Source organism: Methylobacterium sp. BE186, from assembly GCF_031457035.1.
In the GTDB taxonomy this organism is placed as follows: Bacteria; Pseudomonadota; Alphaproteobacteria; order Rhizobiales; family Beijerinckiaceae; genus Methylobacterium; species Methylobacterium segetis.
Genome location: NZ_JAVDVV010000004.1, coordinates 84,843 through 106,199, shown reverse-complemented (window position 1 = coordinate 106,199; position 21,357 = coordinate 84,843). Strand labels below are relative to the sequence as shown.

Here is a 21,357-nt window from a genome sequence, read left to right as displayed (position 1 = left end):
CGCCACATTCCTATGCAGAACCGAAGCCCAGCAGAACTGAACGAGCCTGGTCCGGCCGGCGGGCGGACGATCGCGCGAGCCCCGCGCGGCAAAGCCCGCATCTCGAGAGACCGGCGCCTAGAGGGAAGACGGCATGTTCACGAAATCCATCGCCACGCTCGCCGCCGGACTGACGGGCGCACTTCTCATCGGCGGCGCGGCCCTCGCGCAATCGGCCGATTGCGGCGCGATCCAGCAGACGCTGAAGACCCGGCAGGACCTCGTGGCGAAGGCGAACGCGGCCTCGCAGTCGAAGAAGAAGATGACGCCGCAGGAGGCCTGCGCCCTGTTCGGCAAGCTGCAGTCGAACGGCGCCGAGGGCGTCAAGTGGATCGCCGCCAACAAGGAATGGTGCTCGATCCCCGATTCCTTCGCGGAAGGCTTCAAGGCCGACCACGTGAAGGTGTCGGGCATCCGCACCAAGATCTGCTCGGTGGCGGCTCAGGCGTCCAAGATGGAGGCGCAGGCCCGCGCGCAGGCCGCGGCGGGCGGGGGCACTCCGGGTGCCGGCGGCCTCCTCGGCGGACCGGGCCTGAGCGGGTCCTTCAAGATGCCGCAGGGCGCGCTGTAAGAGGGAACGCGTCCGATTCCCTGAACCGAGACGCGCGCCACCTCCCGGCGAGTCGGGAGGAGTGCGCGGTGCCGATGAACAGCCAGCAGCGATTCCCGTGTCTCAGCGTCCCGTGTCCCCGGTGAGCGACCTCCGCCGAGAGGAGGGCCGGGTCGCGGACGCGGTCGCGGGACACTGGGTCGACCGCCTCGCCCCGCTTCGCGCGCGGCCCTACCTGCGGCTCGCCCGGATCGACCGCCCGATCGGCTGGTGGCTCCTGCTCCTGCCCTGCTGGTGGTCGGCGGCCCTTGCCGCGGTCGCGGACGGGCAGCCCTATCCCGATCCCCGGCACCTCGCCCTGTTCCTGATCGGCGCCGTCGCGATGCGGGGCGCCGGCTCGACCTACAACGACATCGCCGACCGCGACCTCGACGCGCAGGTCGAGCGCACGCGCTCGCGCCCCCTCCCCTCAGGGCAGGTGAGCGCGAAGGCGGCGGCCCTGTTCCTGGTGGCGCAGTCCCTGATCGGGCTCGCGGTGCTGCTGCAGTTCAACGGGGCGGCGATCCTCGTCGGTATCGCCTCCCTCGTGCCCGTGGCGATCTACCCATTCATGAAGCGCGTCATGTCGATGCCGCAGGCCGTGCTCGGCCTCGCCTTCGCCTGGGGCGCGCTGATGGGCTGGGTCGCCGTCTTCGGGCGGCTCGATCTGCCGGCCGGCCTTCTCTACGCGGGCGCGGTCGCCTGGGTGATCGGCTACGACACGATCTACGCGGTGCAGGATATCGAGGACGACGAGATCGCGGGCATCCGTTCCTCGGCCCGCCTGTTCGGGCAACGCCTCCGCCTCGCGGTCGGGCTCTGCTACGGGGTGTGCGCCCTGCTCGTCGCGCTGGCGGCGCTCGCCGCGGGAACGGGGCCGGTGGGCTTTCTCGGGATCGCCCTGTTCGCCGCCCATCTCGGGCGGCAGGTGCTGCGTCTGCGGGACCGCGACGGGCGGGGGGCGCTCGCCCTCTTCCGCTCGAACCGCGACGCCGGGCTGATCCTGTTCGCCGGGCTCGCCCTCGACGCGATGCTCAGGGCCTGGGCCGCCTGAACCGTCTCAGGAACGGGCGATGATCTCCTTCTCGCCCCGGTGGATCAGCGGGCGCACCGGCAGGCGGCCGGTCTTGCGGCGCACGAGGAAGCGGGGGCGGCGGTCGCCGAGGAGCCCGCAGCGGCGGCGCATCCGGGTGGTGCCGAGCGCGACGCGGCCGATCTGGCGGGAAACGAGGCTCAAGGCCCCGTCCTCGCGGATGATCATCCGGGGAAGGCCGGTCTTGGCGGACAGGTCCCGCCAGACCGCCACGACGTCCTCCTCCGCGAAGGGGCCGAGCCGCGACAGCACCTCGCCCTGGTCGTCCACGAGGACCAGATCGAACCGGTCCTCGCCGCAGCTCTCCGCGTCGTCCCCCGCGAAAGCGAGGGCGATCCCGGTCGGCCGGGCGGCGCCGGACAGCGTGCCGAGGATCGGCAGCGGCGAGGCGGCGAAGACGGGAGATTCCGCCGAGGCCGGAGCGGGGCTGTGCGCGTTCATGCTCTGATAAGTGTTCATCTGCCTGACGCCCTGATGCAAGTGGCGATCTCTGCCGGATCGTCCGTTATGCCAAGCAAAATCGCGTCGAACCTCCTCAGGCGACCTTAAGAGTGAGCGTTAAGCGATGGTGGAGATGCCCCTGAAGCTCGGAATGCTCAACGCTTCCTTGCCCTGATCGGGACAAAGCCGGCGTATCCCATTCTGCGCGGCGCTCCTTGTGACGAATCGGACCGCGACCTAGTTTCGGCTTGCACTCGGCATGAACCATGCCGCACCCTTCGCCGGGAGCGTCGCCACGGTGAGCCGGGACGCCGCCGACCCGCCGTCCGCACGATGCCGCCGAGGCCCGTGCGGACAGACAGCTCCGCCCGATCCGGACTTTCATGCCCGACACGATGTCCCCCGAGGCCGCGCAGGCCGTGATGCCGGCCTTGCGGGAGGCGGTCCACGAGGCCGCCTCCCTCGCCCTGCCGCACTTCCGGCCGGGCGCGCAGACGCGCGCGCGGATCTGGTCGAAGGCGGGCGGCTCGCCCGTGACGGAGGCCGACGTCGCGGTCGATGCCTTCCTGAAGGTGCGGCTGAGCCAGATCGTGCCGGCCGCCGCGTGGCTCTCGGAGGAGACGCGGGACGATCCCGTCCGACTCAAGGCCGATCTCGTGTGGATCGTGGATCCGATCGACGGCACCCGCGCCTTCCTGTCGGGACATCCCGACTGGTCGATCGCGGTGGGTCTACTTGCGGGTGGGGAGCCGCTCGTCGGGATCGTGCACGCGCCCGCCAGCGGCCATTTCTACGAGGCGGTGGCGGGCTTCGGCGCCACCCGCGACGCGGCGCCGATCCGGGTCTCGGACCGCGCCACGCTTCCCGCCGCCCGCGTCACGGGCCCGAAGCCCATGATCGAGCGTCTCGCGCGCGGACTCGCCCGCGAGGGGGTCGAGCCGGACTTCGTCCGCGTCGACCGTGTGCCCTCTCTCGCGCTCCGGGTCGCCCGGGTCGCGGAAGGCAGCATCGATGTGGGTCTGGTCTCGTCGGACGCGCGGGACTGGGATCTTGCCGCCGCCGACCTGATCCTGCGCGAGGCGGGCGGGTCGGTCTGCGACCTCGCCGGCCGGCGCACGATCTACAACCGGGAGAACCCGGTGCACGGCGAACTCGTCGCCGTGCCGGAAGGGTTGCTCGCGCCGGCGATCGCGGCGCTCACCGCGTGAACCGGCCTCAGGCCCGCGCCTCGCGCAGCGAGACGGCGGCGGGTGCGAGGCCGAAGCGCTCGGCGAGATGCCAGCGCAGTTCGCGAGGGGAATGGTAGTTGTAGGAACGATCGATCACGTGGCTGAAATCGGTGCCGGGCGTGCCGGCATTCGGGGCCTGGTTCAGGCGAGCCACGCGGAAGGTCGCGGCGTCGGTGACGGGCGACCGGGCGCTTCTGCGCCGGGTGAACTCAAACTGCATGTCGTTTTTTCTTATGTCCTGGTGACCGGATATTCGCTCTGCGGCGAAGCCCGGACTCGTTTCTGTTTTCGGGTGTTCCGCATCCGGCGCGACCGGACCCGTTGGGAGCGTCGGCGGCGTCGGAGGCTTTGGGCTTGGCGTTGGAGCCCTTCAGGAACGCCAGCCCGCCGGAGCGGGCTGGCGCTGGACGATCGCTTTCAGATCAGGCCGCCTGAAGGTTGCCCGCGGCGTCCTTGCCGCTGCGCTTGTCGGTCAGGATCTCGTAGGAGATCTTCTGACCCTCGACGAGATTGCGCATGCCTGCGCGCTCGACTGCGGAGATGTGAACAAACACATCCTTGCCGCCGTCATCGGGCTGGATGAAGCCATAACCCTTGGTCTCGTTGAACCACTTCACAGTGCCGGTATTCACGAATAGAACCTCGTATCGTCCATTGGCCGACATCGCGTGCCCACGCGGGGCTCGCGCTGTGACCTCTTCCGTAGTTTGTCGGAGCGGCGGGGCTGGAGACGCAAGACCTTTAAAGCGCCCGTCTCACCAATAGCCCCCCGAGACCCTATGTAGGCGTTTCATGCGGCCGCAACAAGGCGTCGGCGGCTCGACGATCCGCTTCGGAGCCGCCGCGACAGGGGTAGCCCGGGTCCGCGACCCTGGGTTTTTCGCGCCGCAGCGTGCATATATGAGTTCGGCTCCAGGCAGTTAGGCGATCCATGGCGGGTATCTCGGTTTCCCTCGAAGGCGGCAACATCCAGCTCTCGTTCCAGAAGGACGATCAGGCCACCGCCGTCGTGATGGACGCCCGGGCGGCCCGCGCACTCGTGCGCGCCGTAGGCCAGCTTCTCACCGCGATCGACGAGACCGACGAGTCGGACCTGCCCGAGGAGATGGGCGAGGAGGAAGTCGCCATGCTCGACGTGACCTCGTCCGCCATCGAGGTCGGCACCGACGAGCAGGGCCAGGCCGTTGTCGCCCTCCAGGCCGGCGCCCTGCCCCCGTTCCAGCTGCGCCTGACGGACGAAGAGGCCCGCCACGTCGCGACGAGCCTCTCCGAGATCCTCAACGCCCCGCGCGACGTGCGCGCCTCGCATGGCGGCCATTGAAGCCTACAGGCGCACGCCCGGGTCGGTGGGATTGCCGGGCAGGTAATCCGGCTCGGAGCCGGGCCCGGCCGGTTCGTCGATGCCGGGATCGTCGACCGGATAAGGGGTGCGCGGCCCGGTCGGTCCCGTGTCCGGCAGGTCGTCGGGCTGGGGCGGCGGCGGAAGGTCGCCGGGGATGTTGCCGCCGGGCGTGGGTTCGGGTGTCGGAAGGCCGGGGTTGGCCATGCGAAGCCTCCTCCATCATGTTGGGGTATACCGGGTCAACGGGGCCGTCTCCCGAGCGGTTCCGCCTCCGTTCCCGCTCGAGGGCGCGCGATGACCTGCGGCGGCGGGCCAGGCGCGAGAGGCCGGAACATCCGGAGCCAGCCGCGGTTTGCGCCTCCAGTTCCCCAACATGGAGGTATGACCCATGGCCGACATCAAGCAGGCCAAGATCCTGATTCTCGCCACCGACGGCTTCGAGGAGAGCGAGCTGACGGTGCCTCAGGCCAAGCTCAAGGAGGCGGGCGCGACCGTCCACGTCGTCGCTCCGCAATCGCGCCAGTCGAAGGATTCGATCCGCGGCTGGGACAAGACGGACTGGGGCAAGAGCGTGCCTGTCGACAAGGACGTGGAGAGCGTGAACGCGGGTGATTACGACGCCCTCGTCCTGCCGGGCGGCCAGATCAATCCGGACAAGCTGCGGCTCGAGCCGAAGGCCCTTGACGTGATCAAGGGCTTCCTGACCTCAGGCAAGGTCGTGGCCGCCATCTGCCACGCGCCGTGGCTCCTGATCGAGACGGGCGCCGTGAAGGGGCGCCAGCTCACCTCCTTCGCCTCGATCAAGCGCGACGTGGTGAATGCCGGCGGCACTTGGCAGGACAAGGCGGTCGTGACCGACCACGGCATCATCACGAGCCGCAACCCGGGCGATCTCGACGCCTTCTGCGCGAAGATCATCGAGGAGGTGCAGGAGGGCAAGCACGAGGCCCGCCAGCTCGCGGCCTGAGACCGGGCGGCCCGCGCCGGGCGCTGAGGACACGCCGCGTCAGGCGCGCCCATAGCATCGCCCCCTTCGTCTGAGGCGTTGGCGAGAGGGTCCGCCTCTCGTCAGCGCTTGGCCACTGCCTTCTGCACCTTCGGCTTGTCGCCGGTCGTGCTCGCGATCAGCGCCGACAGGTGGTCCTGGTCGAGGCCGCGGCTCACGGGCTCGGCCGGCGGCCGAACCGCGCCGGAGCGCGCGGGCGCGATCGATCCCGTGGTGACGGGGTCCGGGATCGAGGCGACGGGAGCCGGGCGTGCGGCGGGCTCGCGCTGAACGCGCAGCGCCCAGTGCGCCGCAGTGGACAAGGCCGCGATCGCCAGGATCGCCTTGATGCCGCCGGAGAGGAGGCGCCGCATGATGGGTAACCTGAGGATACGCGGTGGAACGCGGCCGGTTTCACGGCCGGTTCCAGCTTCGCTCAGGAGCGTGAACGAAGCCGCAAGGCGCGCCGGGCTCGCCGGTCCCGGAATGGCGCAGGCAGCCGCGTGGATAGGCAGGTGGGCCATGCGCCAAGGCCCGCGGTTCCTGTTCCCCGCGCTCCCGACACCCCTGCAGCTACTCGGCCCACTGAGCCTCACAGGAGGGGCGCAGAGAACTGGTCCGCGCCGTCCCGTCACTGCCGGCCCCGCCACCATGCAGGCCCGAGAGGGCTCGCGAAACCGTCGGACGCATCGGTTGCTGGGGAGTGCCGATGTAGGGGGTGGCATCGAGCCGGGCAACCGCGGATCGACGATTCGGCAACGCTGTGACGATCCGCCGGCCCGCCGCACGAAAAAGGCGCCCGGTGCGAGGCACCGGACGCCCGATCGCGTCGGCCGGGGCCGGGCTTAGCGCAGCGAACCGCAGAAGCGCTGGATGCGGTGACAGGCCTCCTCCAGCGTCTTGTTCGAGGTCGCGTAGGAGATGCGCAGGTTCGGGCCGAGGCCGAAGGCCGAGCCGTGGACGGCGGCGACGCCCTCCGCCTGGAGCAGTTCGGTCACGAAATCCTCGTCCGTCTCGATCGTCTTGCCCGACGGCGCCTTACGCCCGATCGTCTCGGCACAGGACGGGTAGACGTAGAAGGCGCCCTCCGGCACCGGGCATTGCAGCCCCTTGGTCTGGTTCAGCATCGAGACCACGAGGTCGCGCCGCTCCTGGAAGGCCGCCTTGAAGCGCGCGAGATGCTCCTGCGTGCCGTCGAGCGCGGCGACAGCCGCCCATTGCGAGATCGAGGAGGCACCCGAGGTCTGCTGGCCCTGGACGAAGTCCATCGCCTTGATCAGGTGCTCGGGACCCGCCGCGTAGCCGATGCGCCAGCCCGTCATCGCGTAGGCCTTCGAGACGCCGTTCATGGTGAGCGTGCGCTCGTACAGGCCGGGCTCGACCTGGGCCGGGGTGACGAACTCGAAGTCGCCGTAGGTCAGGTGCTCGTACATGTCGTCGGTGAGCACCCAGACGTGCGGGTGGCGCATCAACACGTCGGTGATCCGCTTCATCTCGTCCCGCGTGTAGGCGGCGCCCGACGGGTTCGAGGGCGAGTTGAGGATGATCCACTTGGTCTTCGGCGTGATGACGCGCTCGAGATCCTCAGGCTGGAGCTTGAAGTCGTGCGCCATGTCGGTATCGGCGAAGACCGGGGTCGCGCCGCACAGGATCACCATCTCCGGGTAGGAGACCCAGTAGGGGCGCGGGATCACGACCTCGTCGCCGGGGTTCAGGCTCGCGAGGAGCGCGTTGTAGATGACGTGCTTGCCGCCGGTCCCGACGATGGTCTGCGAGACCTTGTAGTCGAGCCCGTTCTCGCGCTTGAACTTCTTGACGATGGCCTCGCGCAGCGGGTTGATGCCGGAGACCGGCGGGTACTTCGTCTCGCCGCGCCGGATCGCCTCGATCGCCGCTTCCTTGATGTGGTCGGGCGTGTCGAAATCGGGCTCGCCGACCGACAGGCTGATCACGTCCATCCCCTGCGCTTTCAACTCGCGCGCCTTCTGCGTCATCGCGATGGTCGCGGACGGCTTCACGCGGGAGAGGGCGTCGGCCAGAAAGCCCATGGGATGGTACTCCGATCGAAAATTCAGGTGGTGTGCCAGGTTCCAGGCGGCGCGGACCCTAGTCGCGGGCGCTGCCAGGGGCAAGGTGCGGGGATCGCGCTCCGCCCGCGAATGTCATGCTTGGCCGGAATGGCGGGACCGACCGGGGCGGCCCCTGCGTGGGGCTCGCAGGAAGGCCCGTCCCTCCCCATCTGGCGGGCATGATCGCGATCTCCGTCCTCGACCTCTCATTCGTGATCGCTGGCGCGAGCCCGGCGCAGGCGCTCCAGGACTCGATCGCCCTCGCCCGCCACGTCGACGGGCTCGGATTCACCCGTTTCTGGCTTGCCGAGCACCACGCCCTGCCCTCGGTCGCCAGCCCCGCGCCCGAGATCATGATCGGCCAGATCGCCGCCGCGACCCGGCACCTGCGCGTCGGCTCCGGCGGCATCATGCTGCCGAACCACCCGCCGCTGATGGTGGCGGAGCGCTTCAAGATGCTCGAGGCGCTGTTCCCCGGCCGCATCGACCTCGGTCTCGGGCGGGCCCCCGGCACCGACGGCATCACCGCGCAGGCGCTGCGGCGGCGCGAGGTCCCGCGCGGGGGCGACGACTTCCTCGACCGGCTGCAGGAGTTGCTGCTCTGGGAGACGGGCGGCTTTCCCGAGGGTCATCCGTTTCGCCAGGTGGAAGTGATGCCCTCCGGCGTGCCGCTGCCGCCGCTCTTCCTGCTCGGCTCCTCGGATTACAGCGCCCATCTCGCCGGCCAAGTCGGCACCGGCTTCGCCTTCGCGCAGCATTTCGCGGCCTTCGAGTCCGAGGCCGCCATGCTGGCATATCGGCGCGGCTTCCGCCCCTCCCCCTGGCGGGAACGGCCCCACGCCATCCTCGCCGTCGCGGCTGTCTGCGCGCCCACGGACGCGGAGGCGGAGCAACTCGCCCGCAGCGCCGAACTCGCGACGCTCCGGCGCGAGCGGGGCGAGTATCTGCCTCTGCCGAGCCTGGAGGAGGCGCAGGCCCATCCCTACACGCAGGCCGAGCGCATCCGCCTGGAGCGGGGGCGCGCCCGGCTGCATGTCGGCTCACCCGAAACCCTGCGGGCTCGCCTCGGCGCGCTGGCAGACGCGACCCAGGCCGACGAGATCATGGTGTTCTCGGCAATCCACGATCAGACGGCGCGGCGCCGATCCTACACCCTTCTCGCCGAAGCATTCGGCCTCGGCGCAGGGGTGGCCGCCTGAGATGGCTCACCAGCGGCAGACGCGCCGCGGACCGAACGGCGTCGGGCGGAGAAAGCAGCGTCGCCCATAGAAGGGACGCGGACGGTAGTAGCGGCCCGGGCCCGCAAACGGGCGGCAGCGGCCGTAGGCGCCACGGCCCCAGCCGGGGCCGCAGCCCTGCGCGACCTGCTCGACGAGCGGCGCCGTGCCGGCCAGACCCCGTGCCGCATCGACGCCGAGCGGCGCCGCCTGCGCCGACGAGACGGCTCCGAGACCACCGAGGGCGAGCACGGCTCCGAGAACCGGCATCCAGCGTTTCGACATGGCGACATCCTCCTTCGGGCGTGCCGACCGCACCGATCGCGCGGCCGCAGAACCATCTAGAGGTGCCGAGCCTTGCCGAGGCCTTTGCGCAGCATGACGGTTTAGACAGGTTTCAGGCCGAACCCGAACGGTGAGCCCGCGCCCCGCGAGCCCCGAAACGCCCGATACATCAGAGACCTATTCGTCCGCACAGGTTAATGCGGACCGCTGGCTATCCCCGCTAGATGTCACTGATACGTGATTGGGAGTTGCCATGCCCCGTTACTTCATCGATGCCGCCGTCGGGTCTCGCGGCCACCGCGACACCGAGGGCTTGATCGCTCACGACGATCTGAGTGCACACGAGATCGCCCTCGCGACCCTCCATGATCTGGCGCGCATTGCGACGGCCGAGGGACGGGAGGTGCCGCTCAGCGCCATCGTCCGCAACGAGGAGAACGAACGGCTGTGCACCGTCTCGATGACGATCCGCACGGACTGGTGCCCACAGCGTGACCGGCCTCTCACGAGGATCCTGGAAGACGTCGCCTAACGCATCGGGGGCGGGAACCAGCGCTGCACCGCCTCCGCCGTGTCGGTCGGCTGCGTGTTGAAGCAGAGTTTCGCCTGCGGCGCATGGACGTGGACGACGTTGATCAGCTTCTCGAACAATGGGGTGTTCTCCGCGATCAGGCGGAGGCCCGCCCCGATCACCACCGCGTCGAAGAGCCGGCGGCGCAGGAGTTCCCGGACCACGGATTCGGCCGTCTGCCCGAAATCGACGAGGCAGATCTCGGGCGCGTAGCCGAGCTCCCTGAGACGGGCCGCATCCGCATCGAGACCCGCCCTGACCTTGCCCGCGTCGAGGCCGGGATAGGCGCTGTAGGCGGGTGCCGAGAAGTCGATCAGATCGGGATCAAGGCCGATCAGGACGACGCTGACGGGAGCCATGGCAGCCTCCGGACCGCAAACGCGGCGACGATCGCCGCGCCGGTCGAGGATAGCCCTGGCCCGAGGCCGGGGCCACCGGCCCCGAGACGCTGGCCTCAGCCGCCGAACAGGCGGCGGAGGGTCGCCAGGAACCCGCGGGGCTCCGTCGTCTCGCTGGCCGGTGTGGACGCGCTGCCACCGTGTGAGCGCGGTGCCTGAACGAGCCCGAGGGCCGCCGTGTCGGTGCTCTCGCGATCGATCAGGATCAGGCTGCCCGTGTCGCGGTTCTCGGCGTAGGGGTCGAAGGCAACCGCGCGGTCGAGCGTCAGGGTGACGTCGGCGATCTCGTTGGCCGCGAGCCGCTCGGCCGGACCTGGGCGCCCCGTCTCCGGATCGATGCGGGTGCGGATCGCGCTCACCGTGGCGTTCACGGTCACCGTGCCGATCTTGGCGAGGAGCGTCGATCCGGGTCGGAGCTCCGTCTCGGCCGCCCAGAACAGGCGGGTATCGAGAGTGTCGGAGACCTGGAGCGGCGCATTCGCCGCCGCGATGACGGCCCCGCGGGAGGCGTCCACCTCGTCCGAGAGGACCAGCGTCACCGACTGGCCCTCAACCGCTTCCGCAAGGTCTCCGTCGGCCGTGGCGATGCGAGCGATCGTGGTGGAACGGCCAGAGGGCGCGACGGTGACGCGGTCGCCGGGGCGCACACGCCCGCTGGCGACCAGCCCCGAGAAGCCGCGGAACTCGGAGTTCGGGCGGTTCACCCACTGCACGGCCATGCGGAACGGGGCGGCCTGCGCCTCCTCGTGCACCGGCACCTCTTCCAGATACTGAAGGAGCGGCCCGCCGGTGTACCAAGCGGCGGCGGTGCCCGGCAGCACGACGTTGTCGCCGTTCTTGGCCGAGAGCGGGATCGCGCGGACCTCCGCGAAGCCGAAGGTCGCCGTGAAGGCGTTGAAGCCCGCGAGGATCGCCTCGAACTTGTCCTGCGACCAGCCGACGAGATCCATCTTGTTGACGGCGAGCACGACCCGCCTGATGCCGAGCATCGAGACGAGGAGCGCGTGGCGCCGCGTCTGGCGGGTCAGGCCCTGGCGGGCATCGACGAGGATCACGGCCACGTCCGCCGTCGAGGCGCCGGTGGCCATGTTGCGGGTGTACTGCTCGTGGCCGGGCGTGTCGGCGACGATGAAGGAGCGCTTGTCGGTCGAGAAGAAGCGATAGGCGACGTCGATCGTGATGCCCTGCTCGCGCTCGGCCTGGAGGCCGTCCACGAGGAGCGCGAGATCGACCTCGGCGCCCTGCGTGCCGTGCTTGCGCGAATCCCGCTGAAGGGCGGTGAGCTGGTCGTCGAAGATCTGCTTGGTGTCGTGCAGGAGGCGCCCGATCAGGGTCGACTTGCCGTCGTCGACCGAGCCGCAGGCGATGAAGCGCAGGACTTCCTTGCTCTGGTGCGCGGTGAGGAACGCCTCGTAGCCGAACGCCTCGGGTGACTGATGGATCGTCATCAGAAATAGCCCTCCTGCTTCTTGCGCTCCATGGCGCCGGCGCCGTCCTTGTCGATCACCCGGCCCTGCCGCTCGGACGTGCGGGCGGCGAGCGTCTCGCCGATGATCTCGGGCAGGGTCGCGGCGGGGCTCTCGAAAGCGCCGGTGAGCGGATAATCGCCGAGCGTCCTGAAGCGCACCTGGAGATGGCGCGGGGTCTCGCCGGGCTCGAGGGGCAGGCGCTCGTCATCCACCATGATGAGCTGTCCCTCCCGCTCGACGACAGGGCGCTCCTTGGCGAAGTAGAGCGGGACGATCGGGATCTGCTCCTGCTCGATGTAGAGCCAGATATCGAGCTCGGTCCAGTTCGAGAGCGGGAAGACGCGCAGGGATTCGCCGCGCTTCTTCTTCAGGTTGTAGAGGTGCCAGGGCTCGGCGCGCTGGCGCTTCGGGTCCCAGCGGTGCTGAGGCGTCCGCAGCGAGACGATGCGCTCCTTGGCGCGGGACGCCTCCTCGTCGCGGCGGGCGCCGCCGAAGGCCGCATCGAACTTGTGCTTGTCGAGCGCCTGACGCAGGGCCTGCGTCTTCATCACGTCGGTGTGCACCTCGGAGCCGTGGCTGATCGGGCCGATGCCCTTGGCGAGGCCCTCCTGGTTCGTGTGCACGATCAGCTCGGCGCCGATCTCCGCGGCGCGCCGGTCCCGGAAGGCGATCATCTCGCGGAATTTCCAGGTCGTGTCGATGTGCATCAAGGGGAACGGCAGGCGCCCCGGCGCGAAGGCCTTCAGCGCCAGATGCAGCAGGACCGAGGAATCCTTGCCGATCGAGTAGAGCATCACCGGGTTCTCGGTCTCGGCGACCGTCTCCCGCATGATGTGGATGCTCTCGGCCTCCAGGCGCTGGAGGTGGGTCAGGCGACCGGGTCCGAGCCGTGCGGCCGTGGTCGCGGGGGCGGCGCTCATCGGGCCATCTCCGGTGTCTTGAGGTTCGTGGTTTCGAAGGCGGCCGCTTCCTGGCCGGGCTGCACGCTCGCCTCGGGGACGTGCACGTGCAGGCCGCACTCCTTCTTGGATTCCTGCTCCCACCACCAGCGGCCGGCGCGCTCGGGCTCTCCGACGCGCACTGCCCGGGTGCAGGGGGCGCAGCCGATCGAGGGGAAGCCCCGATCGTGCAGGACGTTGTAGGGGATGAAATTGTCACGCACGAACGCGTCGACGTCCGCCCGCGTCCAGTCGGCGAGCGGGTTCACCTTGATCAGCCCGCGCGCCTCGTCGGCCTCGGCGAGGGGCGTGTCGGCGCGGTTGGCCGACTGACCGGCGCGCAGGCCCGTGAACCAGATGTCGGCCCCCGCGAGCGCCCGCGCCAGGGGCTCGACCTTGCGGAAGCCGCAGCATGCCTGCCTTGCGGCCACCGAATGGCGAAAACCGTTGATGCCCTCCTCCCGGACGAATCGTTCCTCGGCCTCACGCTCCGGCGCGTAGGCGCGGATGCGGATGCCGTAGGCCGATTCGGTCTCGGCCCAGACGTCGTAGGTCTCGGGAAAGAGGCGGCCCGTGTCGAGGGTGACGATCTCCGTGCGGGATCTCGCCATAGCCAGCGCATGCGTCAGCGCCTGATCCTCGATGCCGAGGCTCGTGGTGAAGACGAGGCGGCCGGGCACCCTGCGCTCGACGAGCGCGATGCGCCCGGCGAGGTCGAGGCCGGCCAGCGCCGCGGACAGCTCGTCCGCAGCAAGAGCGAGTTCGCGAGTCATGGGCAATTGATCGGGTATCTGTGGGTACCTTCTTGTCCGGCCCCTGAAATGTTCGCTATAACGAACGGTGTCAAGGCTGGAGCCGTGTCCCGGGCCGGTCTTGCACCGCAGTAGGAAGCCCGACGGCAACCGAGGCGGGTGCCGACAGGTTGCCTGGTCGAGGAAGATCCTTCTCATACCAGGCTCACATCCGTGCGAGCGCGCACCTGCCTTCGTTCACGAGCAAGAGAGGTCCGGCTTGGATTCGATCGACCTGAAGATCCTCGCGCTTCTGCAGCAGGACGCCACGCTCTCCATCGCCGCCATCGGCGAGAAGGTGGGCCTCTCCCAGACCCCGTGCTGGAAGCGGATCCAGCGGCTTGAGGCGGACGGCGTGATCGACCGGCGGGTGGCCGTGCTCGACCCCGTCAAGCTCGGGCTCGGCCTGACCGTTTTCGTCTCGATCGAGACGGCGGATCACTCGAAGGAGTGGCTCGACCGATTCGCCTCGACCGTGGCGGCGATGCCGGAGGTGCTCGAGTTCTATCGAATGGCGGGCGACGTGGACTACATGCTGCGGGTCGTGGTCGCCGACATGCGTGCCTACGACACGTTCTACAAGCAGCTCATCGCGACGCTGCCTCTCAAGAACGTAACATCGCGATTTGCCATGGAGAAGGTGAAGTCGACGACGGCCCTCCCGCTTCCGGCACCGCCGACCAACACCCGCCACGTGCCGGTCCTGGCACTGGCCGGAGAATAAGCTTCTCTTTTGCGTCGCAACAGCGAATGGCTCTTCTACCGCGAGGTCGTTCTGTAAAACGGACATTCCCCGTTGACAGAAGCCGTCGCGCAGACGACATGGTCTCTTGATGTCCCGACAAGCACTCCTCCCCCGCACTGCACCGTTCGGCGATACCGAGCGGGCCAGCCTCGACGCCGTGCTGGGGACGGCGACACCGATCCAGCGGGCATGGCTCGCGGGCTTCCTCGCCGGCCTCGACGCGGCAGGGGGCCAGCCCGCGTCGGCGCCCGCCGCGCCTCCCAAGGCTGCCGAGCCGCTCGCCATCGTCTATGCAAGCGAGTCCGGCAATTCGGAGAAGCTCGCCGGCGATGTGGCGAAGCTCGCCCGCAAGAGCGGCTTCAAGCCCAAGGTGATCGACTTCGCGGATCTCGAGTTGGCGAACCTCGCCAAGGAGAAGCGCATCGTGGCGATCGCCGCGACCTGGGGCGAGGGCGAGCCTCCGGCCCGGGCCGTGCGGGCCTACAACGAGTTGATGGGCGACGGCGCGCCGCGTCTCGACGGAGCCGAGTTCAGCGTCCTGGCGCTCGGCGACACGAGCTATGCCGAGTTCTGCGCCATCGGGAAGGCGCTCGACGAGCGGTTCGAGGCGCTCGGCGCCAAGCGGGCCTTCGAGCGCGCCGACCTCGACCTCGATTTCGACAAGCCCGCCGCGGAGTGGATCAAGGGCGCCCTCAAGGCGCTGGCACCGCCGGCTGCCGCGGCCGACAACGTGGTCGCCGTCGATTTCGCCCGGGGCGGCCACGATGAGGACGCCGAACCGAGCCGCGACCCGGTCGTGGTCGAGGTCGTCGATCATGTGAACTTGAATTCGTCGCGCTCCGACAAGGAGACGATCCACCTCGCGCTCGCGTTCGAGGACGGGGCGCCGGCCTACGAGCCGGGCGACTCGCTGGAGATCTATCCCGAGAACGACCCGCAGCTCGTCGAGGACATCCTGAAGGCCGCGGGCCTCACGGGCGACGAAGCCCTGCGCCGCGCCCTCCTCGCCGAACGCGACATCACCACGCTGTCGGCCACCACCGTCGAGCGTTTCGTCAAGGCGACCGGGCACGAGGAGGCGAAGCGCCTGATCGAGAGCGGGGAGGTTCGCGCCTGGATCGAGGGCCGCCACCTGATCGACCTGATCGAGACCTATCCGGCCAAGCTCACGGCCGAGCACCTCAACGCCGTCACCCGGCCCCTGCCGCCGCGGGCCTACTCGATCGCATCCTCGCGCAAGGAGGTGGGCGACGAGGTTCATCTCGTGATCGCCGCCGTGCGCTACGAGACCCACGGCCGGTCTCGGTCCGGCGTCGCCTCGGTTCACGTGGCCGACCGGATCCGGAACGGGGCCAAGCTCCGCGTGAAGCTGAAGCCGAACCGCCACTTCCGCCTGCCGGCCGATCCCGCCACCGACATCATCATGGTCGGCCCCGGCACCGGCGTCGCCCCCTTCCGCGCCTTCGTGCAGGAGCGCCGCGCCGCCGAGGCGCCCGGCCGGTCGTGGCTGTTCTTCGGCGACCGCCATTTCACCCACGACTTCCTGTACCAGCTCGAATGGCAGGACGCGCTGGAAGATCGCTCGCTGACGCAGATCGACGTCGCCTTCTCGCGCGACCAGCCCGAGAAGATCTACGTGCAGGACCGCCTGTTCGAGCGCCGCAGGGAGCTCGTGGAATGGCTCGATGCGGGCGCCCACCTCTACGTCTGCGGCGATGCGAAGAACATGGCCAAGGACGTGCGGGCGGCCGTCGTCAGGTCCTACGCCGACGTGAAGGGCCTCTCGGATGCCGAGGCCGAGGCTGCCGTCGCGGGCCTGGAGCGGGCGCAACGCTATCAGCAGGACGTGTACTGACCCGCTGCCGTCGGGATTTCCCTCCCCTCGCGGGGACGGGCCTCAGGGGTCGAGGGCGTTCCGCACAGAGCGATGCGGTCCTCTCGATCCCTTCCCACCTCCTCCCTCCTCCCCACGAGCGGGCGGAGACGCTATCACCGGACCGCCGCCATGACCGACCGCAAGCCTCCCTCCGAGCGGGTCTACGAGACGCCGCCGACCGACCGGCCCATCTCCGAGGCGGAGGCCGCGCGGACGGCCGGGCTTGCCCATAACGAGCACATCAAGATCGCGAGCGGCTATCTCCGCGGCACCCTGGCCGACGGGCTTCTCAAGCACGCCACCGGCGCCATCTCGGAAGATGACGGTCAGCTCGTGAAGTTCCACGGGATGTACCTGCAGGACGACCGGGACCTCCGGCCCGAGCGCACCAAGAAGAAGCTCGACAAGGCCTACAGCTTCATGATCCGGCTCCGCATCGCGGGCGGCGTCGTGACCCCGAAGCAGTGGCTGATCCTCGACAACATCGCCACCACCTACGCCAACGGCACGCTGCGGGCGACGACGCGGCAGACCTTCCAGTATCACGGCGTCATCAAGTCGAACCTGAAGCGGACGATGGCCGGCATCGACGCGGCGCTCCTCGACACGATCGCCGCTTGCGGTGACGTGAACCGCAACGTGATGGCGGCGACGAACCCGGCGCAGACCGGCGCGCACCAGGCCGCCTACGACCTTGCCAAGACCATCTCGGATTCGCTGCTTCCCAAGACGAACGCGTGGCGCGAGATCTGGCTCGATGGCGAGCGGGTGATCGGCGGCGAGGATGCGGCGGAGGTCGAGCCGATCTACGGCAAGACCTACCTGCCGCGGAAGTTCAAGACCGTGATCGCCGTGCCGCCCTCGAACGAGGTCGACATCTTCGCCCACGATCTCGGCTTCATCGCGATCCTCGACAAGAAGGGCAAGGTGACGGGCTGGAACGTCACCGTCGGCGGCGGCATGGGCATGACCCACGGCGAGACCGACACCTTCCCGCGCACGGCCGACGTGATGCTGTTCTGCGAGCCTGCCGACGCCCTGAAGGTCGCCGAAGCGGTGATGACGGTCCAGCGCGACTGGGGCAACCGCAAGAGCCGCAAGAACGCGCGCCTGAAGTACACGATCGAGCGCTACGGCCTCGCGGCCTTCCGCGCGGAGGTGGAGAAGCGCGTCGGCAAGAAGCTCGCCGATCCGAAGCCCTTCAAGTTCGAGAGCAACGGCGACCGCTACGGCTGGGTCGAAGGCGAGGACGGGCGCCACCACCTCACCCTCTACGTGCCCTCCGGCCGCGTGAAGGACATCGAGGGCGGCCCGCAATTCCTTTCGGGCCTGCGCCGCATCGCCGAGGTGCACGAGGGCGATTTCCGGCTGACCGGAAACCAGAACGTGATCATCGCGAACGTCCCGGCGGCCAAGCGGGCCGAGATCGACGCGCTCGTCGAGGAATACGGCCTGACGAAGGGCGCGGGCGCCCTGCGCCGGAACAGCATGGCCTGCGTCGCGCTGCCGACCTGCGGCCTCGCCCTCGCCGAGAGCGAGCGCTACCTGCCCGACCTCATCACCGAGCTCGAGGAGAGCCTCGCCCGCCACGGCTTGGCGGAGGACGAGATCACCATCCGCATGACGGGCTGCCCGAACGGCTGCGCCCGCCCGTTCATCGCCGAGATCGGCCTCGTGGGCCGCGGGCCCGAGCGCTACCACCTGTATCTCGGCGCCGCCTTCGACGGGTCTCGCCTCGGCAAGCTCTACGCCGAGGACGTGACGGCGGCCGAGATCCGTCCGACGCTCGAGCCGCTCTTCGCGGCCTATGCGAAGGAACGCACGACAGGCGAGCGCTTCGGCGACTACCTGATCCGCGCTGGCTACGTGGCCCGCACGATCAACGGTCCGGACTTCCACGAGCAGACCGGATCGCTGAAGAGCGCAGCCTGACGCTCACCCCTCGCCTGCCCCCTCGGGGGCAGGTCACCCTGCCCGAAAGGCCCGATGCAAGCTCGGCAGTAGAGGCAGCCGCCGCAACTGCCGAGCTTCAGTTCGCGCACGCGAAAATGCTTGGCGCTCCGTGAACCGTTGCTTGAGCCGGCCGTTGTCAGCTTGAGTTCGCTGGGAGGGGCACATGGCCAAGCACGAGATCCTCGGCTTTTTCGAGCATCGCCGGGACGGCGCCTGGGTCTGCGTGAAGCCGTTCACGCTGACGACGAAGAGCGCCAGCGTCGACATTCGGCAGGGCATGCGCTTCGATTACGGCAAGCGCGTCGGCGGGGTCGACCTCGCGGAATACCTCGAACAGCTCGGGTCGCAATTCGGCTCCTGAGCCGTCGGCGCGGTACGGAGGCTGATCAGGCCGGCCCTCGCGGGACGCGCGGCCTTCACGTCTGTCAGAAACGGTAGGCCGTACGGCAGGCGCCCCAGTGGCGTCCCTGAACGCGGATCGGCGCGTCCACCTCCCGCACCATCACGATCTGGCCGCCGACCTCGCGCCGGTAGACCTGCACGGTGGCGGGACGCTGCGAGCGCGCGGCCGTGATGCCGGTTCGATCGTCGAAGATGCGCAGGTTGCGGCTGTTGGCATTGTTCCAGACGGGATCGTCCGGGCGCTGGGGTTGGGAGACCCGTCGGTTATGCACCGGCACGAATCCGTTACGGTCGGCGACGATGCAGAACAGCATGCTCCCGTCGCGCACCAGTTCGGGCTCCAGGATGGGCGGCAGTAGGCGCTCGAGCGGCTCGACCGACCCGGTCCGGTATTGCGGAGGGTTCGATCCGGCGACGGGTCGATACTCCGTGTCGAACAGCGCCGACGGCGCGAGGCGTCCGCCAGCAATCTCGGCCTCCATCAGCGTGCTGATGCGCTCCGCCAGATCCTGCGCCCGAACGATCAGCGGCCGGTAGGCCGTCTCGATCTCCGACAGCTTCTCCTGAAGCCGGGCCTGCTCCCCGGGGGCGACCTCGCCGAAAGCGCAGTGCAACCCCATCGCGCTCACCGAGACGATGGTCGCCGGCAGAGGGCCAATTCCATCGAGCCCGAGCACCAACCGGTGACCGACCGGCAGCGCCGCGCCGCCCTCGGGCGCAGCCAGAAGGACGCCGCCCGTGCTGATATCCTGGGTCCGGGTGCGGCGGCCGTCGCCGAGGTCGACACCGAGATCGGCGGGATAGCGGTCGGCGCGACGCCGGTCTCCGATCTCGCTCTGGCGGATCACCGCCACGAAGCGGCGGCCGAGACCCGCAGCCTGCTCGGCGGCTTGACCGGAAGCCGCCTCCATCGCAGCAGCCTGGGCATCGAGGGCGACGGTCGCATGACTCGCTGCACCCGCCTCGACATTGACGGCCGCGACGAGATCGGCCGCCTGCGAGGCGCCCGAGGCGACGCCGGCCACGATCGAGGCCTGCTCGTCCGAGATTCCGCGCACCGTGGCGAAGGCCGGGCGCACCGCGTCGATCGCCTCGGCCACCGACTCGATCGCCGTGCCGGAGGCTGCCGCGCCCTCGCGTAACCGTGCGATCCGGGCACGGACCTCGTCGGCGGCGCGAGCGGTCTCGACGGACAGGGCCTTCACCTCGTTCGCCACCACCGCGAAGCCGCGGCCCGCCTCGCCCGCGCGCGCGGCCTCGATGGTGGCATTGAGCGCGAGCAGATTGGTCTGCCGCGCCACGGCCGAGATGGTATCGACGATGCCGGCGATCTCGTTTCCGGCCTGGGCCAGCGCCGCGACGAGCATCCGCGCCTCGGTACCGCGCAGGCCCGCGTGGTCGAGATGCGTGCCGGCCTCCGTCATCGCGCCCGCGATCCGGCCGGTGGTGGCCGAGAGACGACCGGTCGTCTCCGTGAGGCCGCTGCTCGCGCCCGCCGCAGCCTCGGCGGCATGAGCGAGCGCAGCCATCTGCGCGCGGATGCTGGCGAGCCCGGCCTGCATCTGCTCCACCTCCGATCGCGCCGTGGCGATCGACTGTCCGACGCCTCCGATGGCGGTGAGCACGTCGGCCTCGATCACGTCGAGGACCTCGCTGGCGCCCCGCTCGGCACCGGCCTTCGACGGGGGCGCCTCCTGCAGAAGATCAGCCTGCGGCTGCATGACCGGCTCTGGTGAGGGCGACGGGCGACGGTAGCGCAGGGAGATCGGCATGCCCCTCGATACCACGGCGTCCCTAACGAACCCTTACATCGCAGGAACCATCAAGCATTCGCTCGGCGCATCGGAGCATCCGGCCGCTCCTATTCAGGCTCTGATTAGCGGCAACATCAGCCTGCCACCCGAAACCGAGATCTGGCCCACAACTTGATCTGCGCCGTCATAGGCAAGGAAGAGAGCAATCTTGCAACGTCGCTCGGTTGATCGGCAAGTTCCCTACGGATTTTCTCCAGTGAGGTTTCGATTTGCTCGGGCGGCTCGACGCGTTGCTGCCAGCCGGGATCGGGACCAGCCCGAGTGCGCTGGTGCGGATGGCGATCCGAATGGAGGTCACGCACGGTCGCGGGAGAATCCGGCCTTGAGTCGGCCCTTCAGTCAATCGGCGCCCGAACGGAAGGCGACGGTTTCGGCCGCGACGGTGATGCGGCGACGGCACTTCGCCGGCTATTCGGAATTGTTTCTTCGATGTTGCTTTGACGGCCGGGGGCGCCCCGGCCTAGGTTCCGCCCATGAACCACCCAGTCGAACAGGATCTCGCTGTCGCGGAGGAGAGCGCGCCGACCACGCGCTGCCGCATCCTCGCGACGGCCGAGCGCTTCTTCCGGGAGATCGGCTACCAGAAGACCACGGTCGCCGACATCGCCAAGACGCTGCGGATGAGCCCGGCCAACGTCTACCGGTTCTTCGACTCGAAGAAGGCCATCAACGAGGCCGTGGTGGAGCGGGTGACCCGGGAGGTCGAGGCGCTGATCGCGACGATCGCCGCCACCCCCGGCCTGTCGGCCTCCAACCGCATCGCCGAGATCGTCCGGAGCCTGCACGGCGACTGCCTGGAGCGCTGCCGGGAGAATCCCCGCATCCACGAGATGGTGGAGGCGGCGATGACGGAGAGCTGGGACGTCTGCCGCCACCACGTCGAGCGCATCAGCGCGGTGCTGACGCGGGTGGTGACCGACGGCGTGCGCACCGGCGAGTTCGCCGCCGAGGATCCGGCGATGGCGGCGCAGTGCGTGCACGTCGCGATCGTGCGCTACTGCCATCCGGTCTTGGTCAGCCAGTACCCGAACGGACCGGCGCCGCCGATCGAGGCGATGATCGCCTTCCTGCTGCGGGCCCTGCGGGCGCGGCCGGCGAGCGCCTGACCCGC

25 protein-coding genes are annotated in these 21,357 nt (G+C 69.4%); 13 read left to right on the top strand and 12 right to left on the bottom strand.

Features of this window, described 5'->3' with window-relative positions; all coding sequences use genetic code 11:
• Positions 1-133 precede the first annotated feature (133 nt).
• A complete protein-coding gene (locus tag J2X36_RS06260) occupies positions 134-610 on the top strand; it encodes a hypothetical protein (RefSeq protein ID WP_310347349.1) in 477 nt (158 codons plus the stop codon).
• A 121-nt stretch (positions 611-731) separates the two neighbouring features.
• Positions 732-1,682, top strand: a complete 951-nt coding sequence (gene ubiA / locus J2X36_RS06255) for a 4-hydroxybenzoate octaprenyltransferase (RefSeq protein WP_310347347.1) — start codon at positions 732-734, stop codon at positions 1,680-1,682.
• Between the two features lie 6 nt (positions 1,683-1,688).
• Here ubiA and J2X36_RS06250 read toward each other — a convergent pair whose 3' ends face one another.
• On the bottom strand, positions 1,689-2,162 hold the full coding sequence (locus J2X36_RS06250; RefSeq protein ID WP_132250033.1) for a DUF6101 family protein: 474 nt from the start codon (positions 2,160-2,162) through the stop codon (positions 1,689-1,691).
• 383 nt (positions 2,163-2,545) lie between these two features.
• Between J2X36_RS06250 and J2X36_RS06245 the strand changes: the two genes are divergently transcribed.
• Positions 2,546-3,370: a 3'(2'),5'-bisphosphate nucleotidase CysQ gene (locus J2X36_RS06245; protein ID WP_310347345.1), complete on the top strand. Its 825-nt coding sequence runs from the start codon at positions 2,546-2,548 to the stop codon at positions 3,368-3,370.
• 7 nt (positions 3,371-3,377) lie between these two features.
• On the opposite strand, the gene J2X36_RS06240 is transcribed toward J2X36_RS06245, so the two are convergent.
• Together J2X36_RS06240 and J2X36_RS06235 are read right to left on the bottom strand one after the other, a co-directional pair.
• On the bottom strand, positions 3,378-3,611 hold the full coding sequence (locus tag J2X36_RS06240; RefSeq protein WP_132250037.1) for an AsnC family transcriptional regulator: 234 nt from the start codon (positions 3,609-3,611) through the stop codon (positions 3,378-3,380).
• Positions 3,612-3,813: 202 nt separating this feature from the next.
• Positions 3,814-4,023, bottom strand: a complete 210-nt coding sequence (locus J2X36_RS06235) for a cold-shock protein (protein ID WP_109896418.1) — start codon at positions 4,021-4,023, stop codon at positions 3,814-3,816.
• 299 nt (positions 4,024-4,322) lie between these two features.
• Between J2X36_RS06235 and J2X36_RS06230 the strand changes: the two genes are divergently transcribed.
• Positions 4,323-4,712 carry a hypothetical protein gene (locus tag J2X36_RS06230; RefSeq protein ID WP_132250039.1) on the top strand — a complete coding sequence of 130 codons (390 nt, stop codon included), beginning with the start codon at positions 4,323-4,325 and terminating at the stop codon, positions 4,710-4,712.
• Positions 4,713-4,715: 3 nt separating this feature from the next.
• Here the strand turns inward: J2X36_RS06230 and J2X36_RS06225 are convergent, their stop codons facing one another.
• The gene (locus J2X36_RS06225; RefSeq protein ID WP_310347339.1) at positions 4,716-4,937 is read right to left on the bottom strand and encodes a hypothetical protein; all 222 of its coding nucleotides are present in this window, start codon (positions 4,935-4,937) and stop codon (positions 4,716-4,718) included.
• A 184-nt stretch (positions 4,938-5,121) separates the two neighbouring features.
• Here J2X36_RS06225 and J2X36_RS06220 point away from each other — a divergent pair, with 184 nt between their 5' ends.
• Entirely contained in the window at positions 5,122-5,700 is a 579-nt protein-coding gene (locus tag J2X36_RS06220; RefSeq protein WP_310347338.1) for a type 1 glutamine amidotransferase domain-containing protein, read from the top strand.
• A 101-nt stretch (positions 5,701-5,801) separates the two neighbouring features.
• Here J2X36_RS06220 and J2X36_RS06215 read toward each other — a convergent pair whose 3' ends face one another.
• Positions 5,802-6,092 (bottom strand): hypothetical protein, encoded by a 291-nt coding sequence (locus tag J2X36_RS06215; protein ID WP_132250045.1) that lies wholly within the window; start codon positions 6,090-6,092, stop codon positions 5,802-5,804.
• Between the two features lie 471 nt (positions 6,093-6,563).
• The gene (locus J2X36_RS06210; protein WP_132250047.1) at positions 6,564-7,766 is read right to left on the bottom strand and encodes a pyridoxal phosphate-dependent aminotransferase; all 1,203 of its coding nucleotides are present in this window, start codon (positions 7,764-7,766) and stop codon (positions 6,564-6,566) included.
• Positions 7,767-7,966: 200 nt separating this feature from the next.
• Here J2X36_RS06210 and J2X36_RS06205 point away from each other — a divergent pair, with 200 nt between their 5' ends.
• Complete coding sequence (locus J2X36_RS06205; protein ID WP_310347334.1) at positions 7,967-8,986, top strand: LLM class flavin-dependent oxidoreductase; 1,020 nt, start codon at positions 7,967-7,969, stop codon at positions 8,984-8,986.
• Positions 8,987-8,992: 6 nt separating this feature from the next.
• Here J2X36_RS06205 and J2X36_RS06200 read toward each other — a convergent pair whose 3' ends face one another.
• Positions 8,993-9,289, bottom strand: coding sequence for a GCG_CRPN prefix-to-repeats domain-containing protein (locus J2X36_RS06200; RefSeq protein WP_310347332.1), 297 nt, complete (start codon positions 9,287-9,289; stop codon positions 8,993-8,995).
• Between the two features lie 253 nt (positions 9,290-9,542).
• On the opposite strand from J2X36_RS06200, the gene J2X36_RS06195 reads away from it, so the two are divergent.
• Positions 9,543-9,821, top strand: a complete 279-nt coding sequence (locus J2X36_RS06195) for a DUF6894 family protein (protein WP_310347330.1) — start codon at positions 9,543-9,545, stop codon at positions 9,819-9,821.
• Here J2X36_RS06195 and J2X36_RS06190 read toward each other — a convergent pair.
• The 4 genes from J2X36_RS06190 to J2X36_RS06175 form a co-directional block, all read right to left on the bottom strand.
• Positions 9,818-10,219 carry a hypothetical protein gene (locus J2X36_RS06190; protein ID WP_310347328.1) on the bottom strand — a complete coding sequence of 134 codons (402 nt, stop codon included), beginning with the start codon at positions 10,217-10,219 and terminating at the stop codon, positions 9,818-9,820. The genes J2X36_RS06195 and J2X36_RS06190 overlap by 4 nt on opposite strands.
• A 95-nt stretch (positions 10,220-10,314) precedes the next feature.
• On the bottom strand, positions 10,315-11,706 hold the full coding sequence (gene cysN / locus J2X36_RS06185; RefSeq protein WP_310347326.1) for a sulfate adenylyltransferase subunit CysN: 1,392 nt from the start codon (positions 11,704-11,706) through the stop codon (positions 10,315-10,317).
• Positions 11,706-12,647, bottom strand: coding sequence for a sulfate adenylyltransferase subunit CysD (gene cysD / locus J2X36_RS06180; protein ID WP_132250057.1), 942 nt, complete (start codon positions 12,645-12,647; stop codon positions 11,706-11,708). The genes cysN and cysD overlap by 1 nt, the downstream gene beginning before the upstream one ends.
• Positions 12,644-13,438 carry a phosphoadenylyl-sulfate reductase gene (locus tag J2X36_RS06175; protein WP_132250059.1) on the bottom strand — a complete coding sequence of 265 codons (795 nt, stop codon included), beginning with the start codon at positions 13,436-13,438 and terminating at the stop codon, positions 12,644-12,646. The genes cysD and J2X36_RS06175 overlap by 4 nt, the downstream gene beginning before the upstream one ends.
• A gap of 238 nt (positions 13,439-13,676) precedes the next feature.
• On the opposite strand from J2X36_RS06175, the gene J2X36_RS06170 reads away from it, so the two are divergent.
• The 4 genes from J2X36_RS06170 to J2X36_RS06155 all read left to right on the top strand — a co-directional run bounded on the left by J2X36_RS06170 (position 13,677) and on the right by J2X36_RS06155 (position 18,391).
• Entirely contained in the window at positions 13,677-14,180 is a 504-nt protein-coding gene (locus tag J2X36_RS06170; protein ID WP_132250061.1) for an Lrp/AsnC family transcriptional regulator, read from the top strand.
• 109 nt (positions 14,181-14,289) lie between these two features.
• Positions 14,290-16,056, top strand: a complete 1,767-nt coding sequence (locus tag J2X36_RS06165; protein ID WP_310347323.1) for a flavodoxin domain-containing protein — start codon at positions 14,290-14,292, stop codon at positions 16,054-16,056.
• A gap of 150 nt (positions 16,057-16,206) precedes the next feature.
• Positions 16,207-18,009: an NADPH-dependent assimilatory sulfite reductase hemoprotein subunit gene (locus J2X36_RS06160; protein ID WP_310347321.1), complete on the top strand. Its 1,803-nt coding sequence runs from the start codon at positions 16,207-16,209 to the stop codon at positions 18,007-18,009.
• Positions 18,010-18,193: 184 nt separating this feature from the next.
• Positions 18,194-18,391, top strand: a complete 198-nt coding sequence (locus J2X36_RS06155; protein WP_132250067.1) for a hypothetical protein — start codon at positions 18,194-18,196, stop codon at positions 18,389-18,391.
• A 64-nt stretch (positions 18,392-18,455) separates the two neighbouring features.
• Here J2X36_RS06155 and J2X36_RS06150 read toward each other — a convergent pair whose 3' ends face one another.
• Positions 18,456-20,153: a methyl-accepting chemotaxis protein gene (locus J2X36_RS06150; protein ID WP_310347318.1), complete on the bottom strand. Its 1,698-nt coding sequence runs from the start codon at positions 20,151-20,153 to the stop codon at positions 18,456-18,458.
• 49 nt (positions 20,154-20,202) lie between these two features.
• Here J2X36_RS06150 and J2X36_RS06145 point away from each other — a divergent pair, with 49 nt between their 5' ends.
• Together J2X36_RS06145 and J2X36_RS06140 are read left to right on the top strand one after the other, a co-directional pair.
• Positions 20,203-20,361, top strand: coding sequence for a hypothetical protein (locus J2X36_RS06145; protein ID WP_165937751.1), 159 nt, complete (start codon positions 20,203-20,205; stop codon positions 20,359-20,361).
• 358 nt (positions 20,362-20,719) lie between these two features.
• On the top strand, positions 20,720-21,352 hold the full coding sequence (locus J2X36_RS06140; RefSeq protein WP_310347316.1) for a TetR/AcrR family transcriptional regulator: 633 nt from the start codon (positions 20,720-20,722) through the stop codon (positions 21,350-21,352).
• The last annotated feature ends 5 nt before the right edge of the window (positions 21,353-21,357 follow it).

Coding starts and splice junctions, on each gene's coding strand:
- J2X36_RS06245 (WP_310347345.1), top strand. CDS start 2,546: ATGCCCGACACGATGTCCCCCGAGGCCGCGCAGGCCGTGATGCCGGCC.
- J2X36_RS06155 (WP_132250067.1), top strand. CDS start 18,194: ATGGCCAAGCACGAGATCCTCGGCTTTTTCGAGCATCGCCGGGACGGC.
- cysD (WP_132250057.1), bottom strand. CDS start 12,647: ATGAGCGCCGCCCCCGCGACCACGGCCGCACGGCTCGGACCCGGTCGC.
- J2X36_RS06260 (WP_310347349.1), top strand. CDS start 134: ATGTTCACGAAATCCATCGCCACGCTCGCCGCCGGACTGACGGGCGCA.
- J2X36_RS06140 (WP_310347316.1), top strand. CDS start 20,720: ATGAACCACCCAGTCGAACAGGATCTCGCTGTCGCGGAGGAGAGCGCG.
- J2X36_RS06205 (WP_310347334.1), top strand. CDS start 7,967: ATGATCGCGATCTCCGTCCTCGACCTCTCATTCGTGATCGCTGGCGCG.
- J2X36_RS06210 (WP_132250047.1), bottom strand. CDS start 7,766: ATGGGCTTTCTGGCCGACGCCCTCTCCCGCGTGAAGCCGTCCGCGACC.
- J2X36_RS06215 (WP_132250045.1), bottom strand. CDS start 6,092: ATGCGGCGCCTCCTCTCCGGCGGCATCAAGGCGATCCTGGCGATCGCG.
- J2X36_RS06220 (WP_310347338.1), top strand. CDS start 5,122: ATGGCCGACATCAAGCAGGCCAAGATCCTGATTCTCGCCACCGACGGC.
- J2X36_RS06200 (WP_310347332.1), bottom strand. CDS start 9,289: ATGTCGAAACGCTGGATGCCGGTTCTCGGAGCCGTGCTCGCCCTCGGT.
- J2X36_RS06150 (WP_310347318.1), bottom strand. CDS start 20,153: ATGCAGCCGCAGGCTGATCTTCTGCAGGAGGCGCCCCCGTCGAAGGCC.
- J2X36_RS06240 (WP_132250037.1), bottom strand. CDS start 3,611: ATGCAGTTTGAGTTCACCCGGCGCAGAAGCGCCCGGTCGCCCGTCACC.
- J2X36_RS06195 (WP_310347330.1), top strand. CDS start 9,543: ATGCCCCGTTACTTCATCGATGCCGCCGTCGGGTCTCGCGGCCACCGC.
- J2X36_RS06145 (WP_165937751.1), top strand. CDS start 20,203: ATGCCCCTCGATACCACGGCGTCCCTAACGAACCCTTACATCGCAGGA.
- J2X36_RS06250 (WP_132250033.1), bottom strand. CDS start 2,162: ATGAACGCGCACAGCCCCGCTCCGGCCTCGGCGGAATCTCCCGTCTTC.
- cysN (WP_310347326.1), bottom strand. CDS start 11,706: ATGACGATCCATCAGTCACCCGAGGCGTTCGGCTACGAGGCGTTCCTC.
- J2X36_RS06225 (WP_310347339.1), bottom strand. CDS start 4,937: ATGGCCAACCCCGGCCTTCCGACACCCGAACCCACGCCCGGCGGCAAC.
- J2X36_RS06230 (WP_132250039.1), top strand. CDS start 4,323: ATGGCGGGTATCTCGGTTTCCCTCGAAGGCGGCAACATCCAGCTCTCG.
- J2X36_RS06175 (WP_132250059.1), bottom strand. CDS start 13,438: ATGACTCGCGAACTCGCTCTTGCTGCGGACGAGCTGTCCGCGGCGCTG.
- J2X36_RS06160 (WP_310347321.1), top strand. CDS start 16,207: ATGACCGACCGCAAGCCTCCCTCCGAGCGGGTCTACGAGACGCCGCCG.
- J2X36_RS06190 (WP_310347328.1), bottom strand. CDS start 10,219: ATGGCTCCCGTCAGCGTCGTCCTGATCGGCCTTGATCCCGATCTGATC.
- J2X36_RS06165 (WP_310347323.1), top strand. CDS start 14,290: ATGTCCCGACAAGCACTCCTCCCCCGCACTGCACCGTTCGGCGATACC.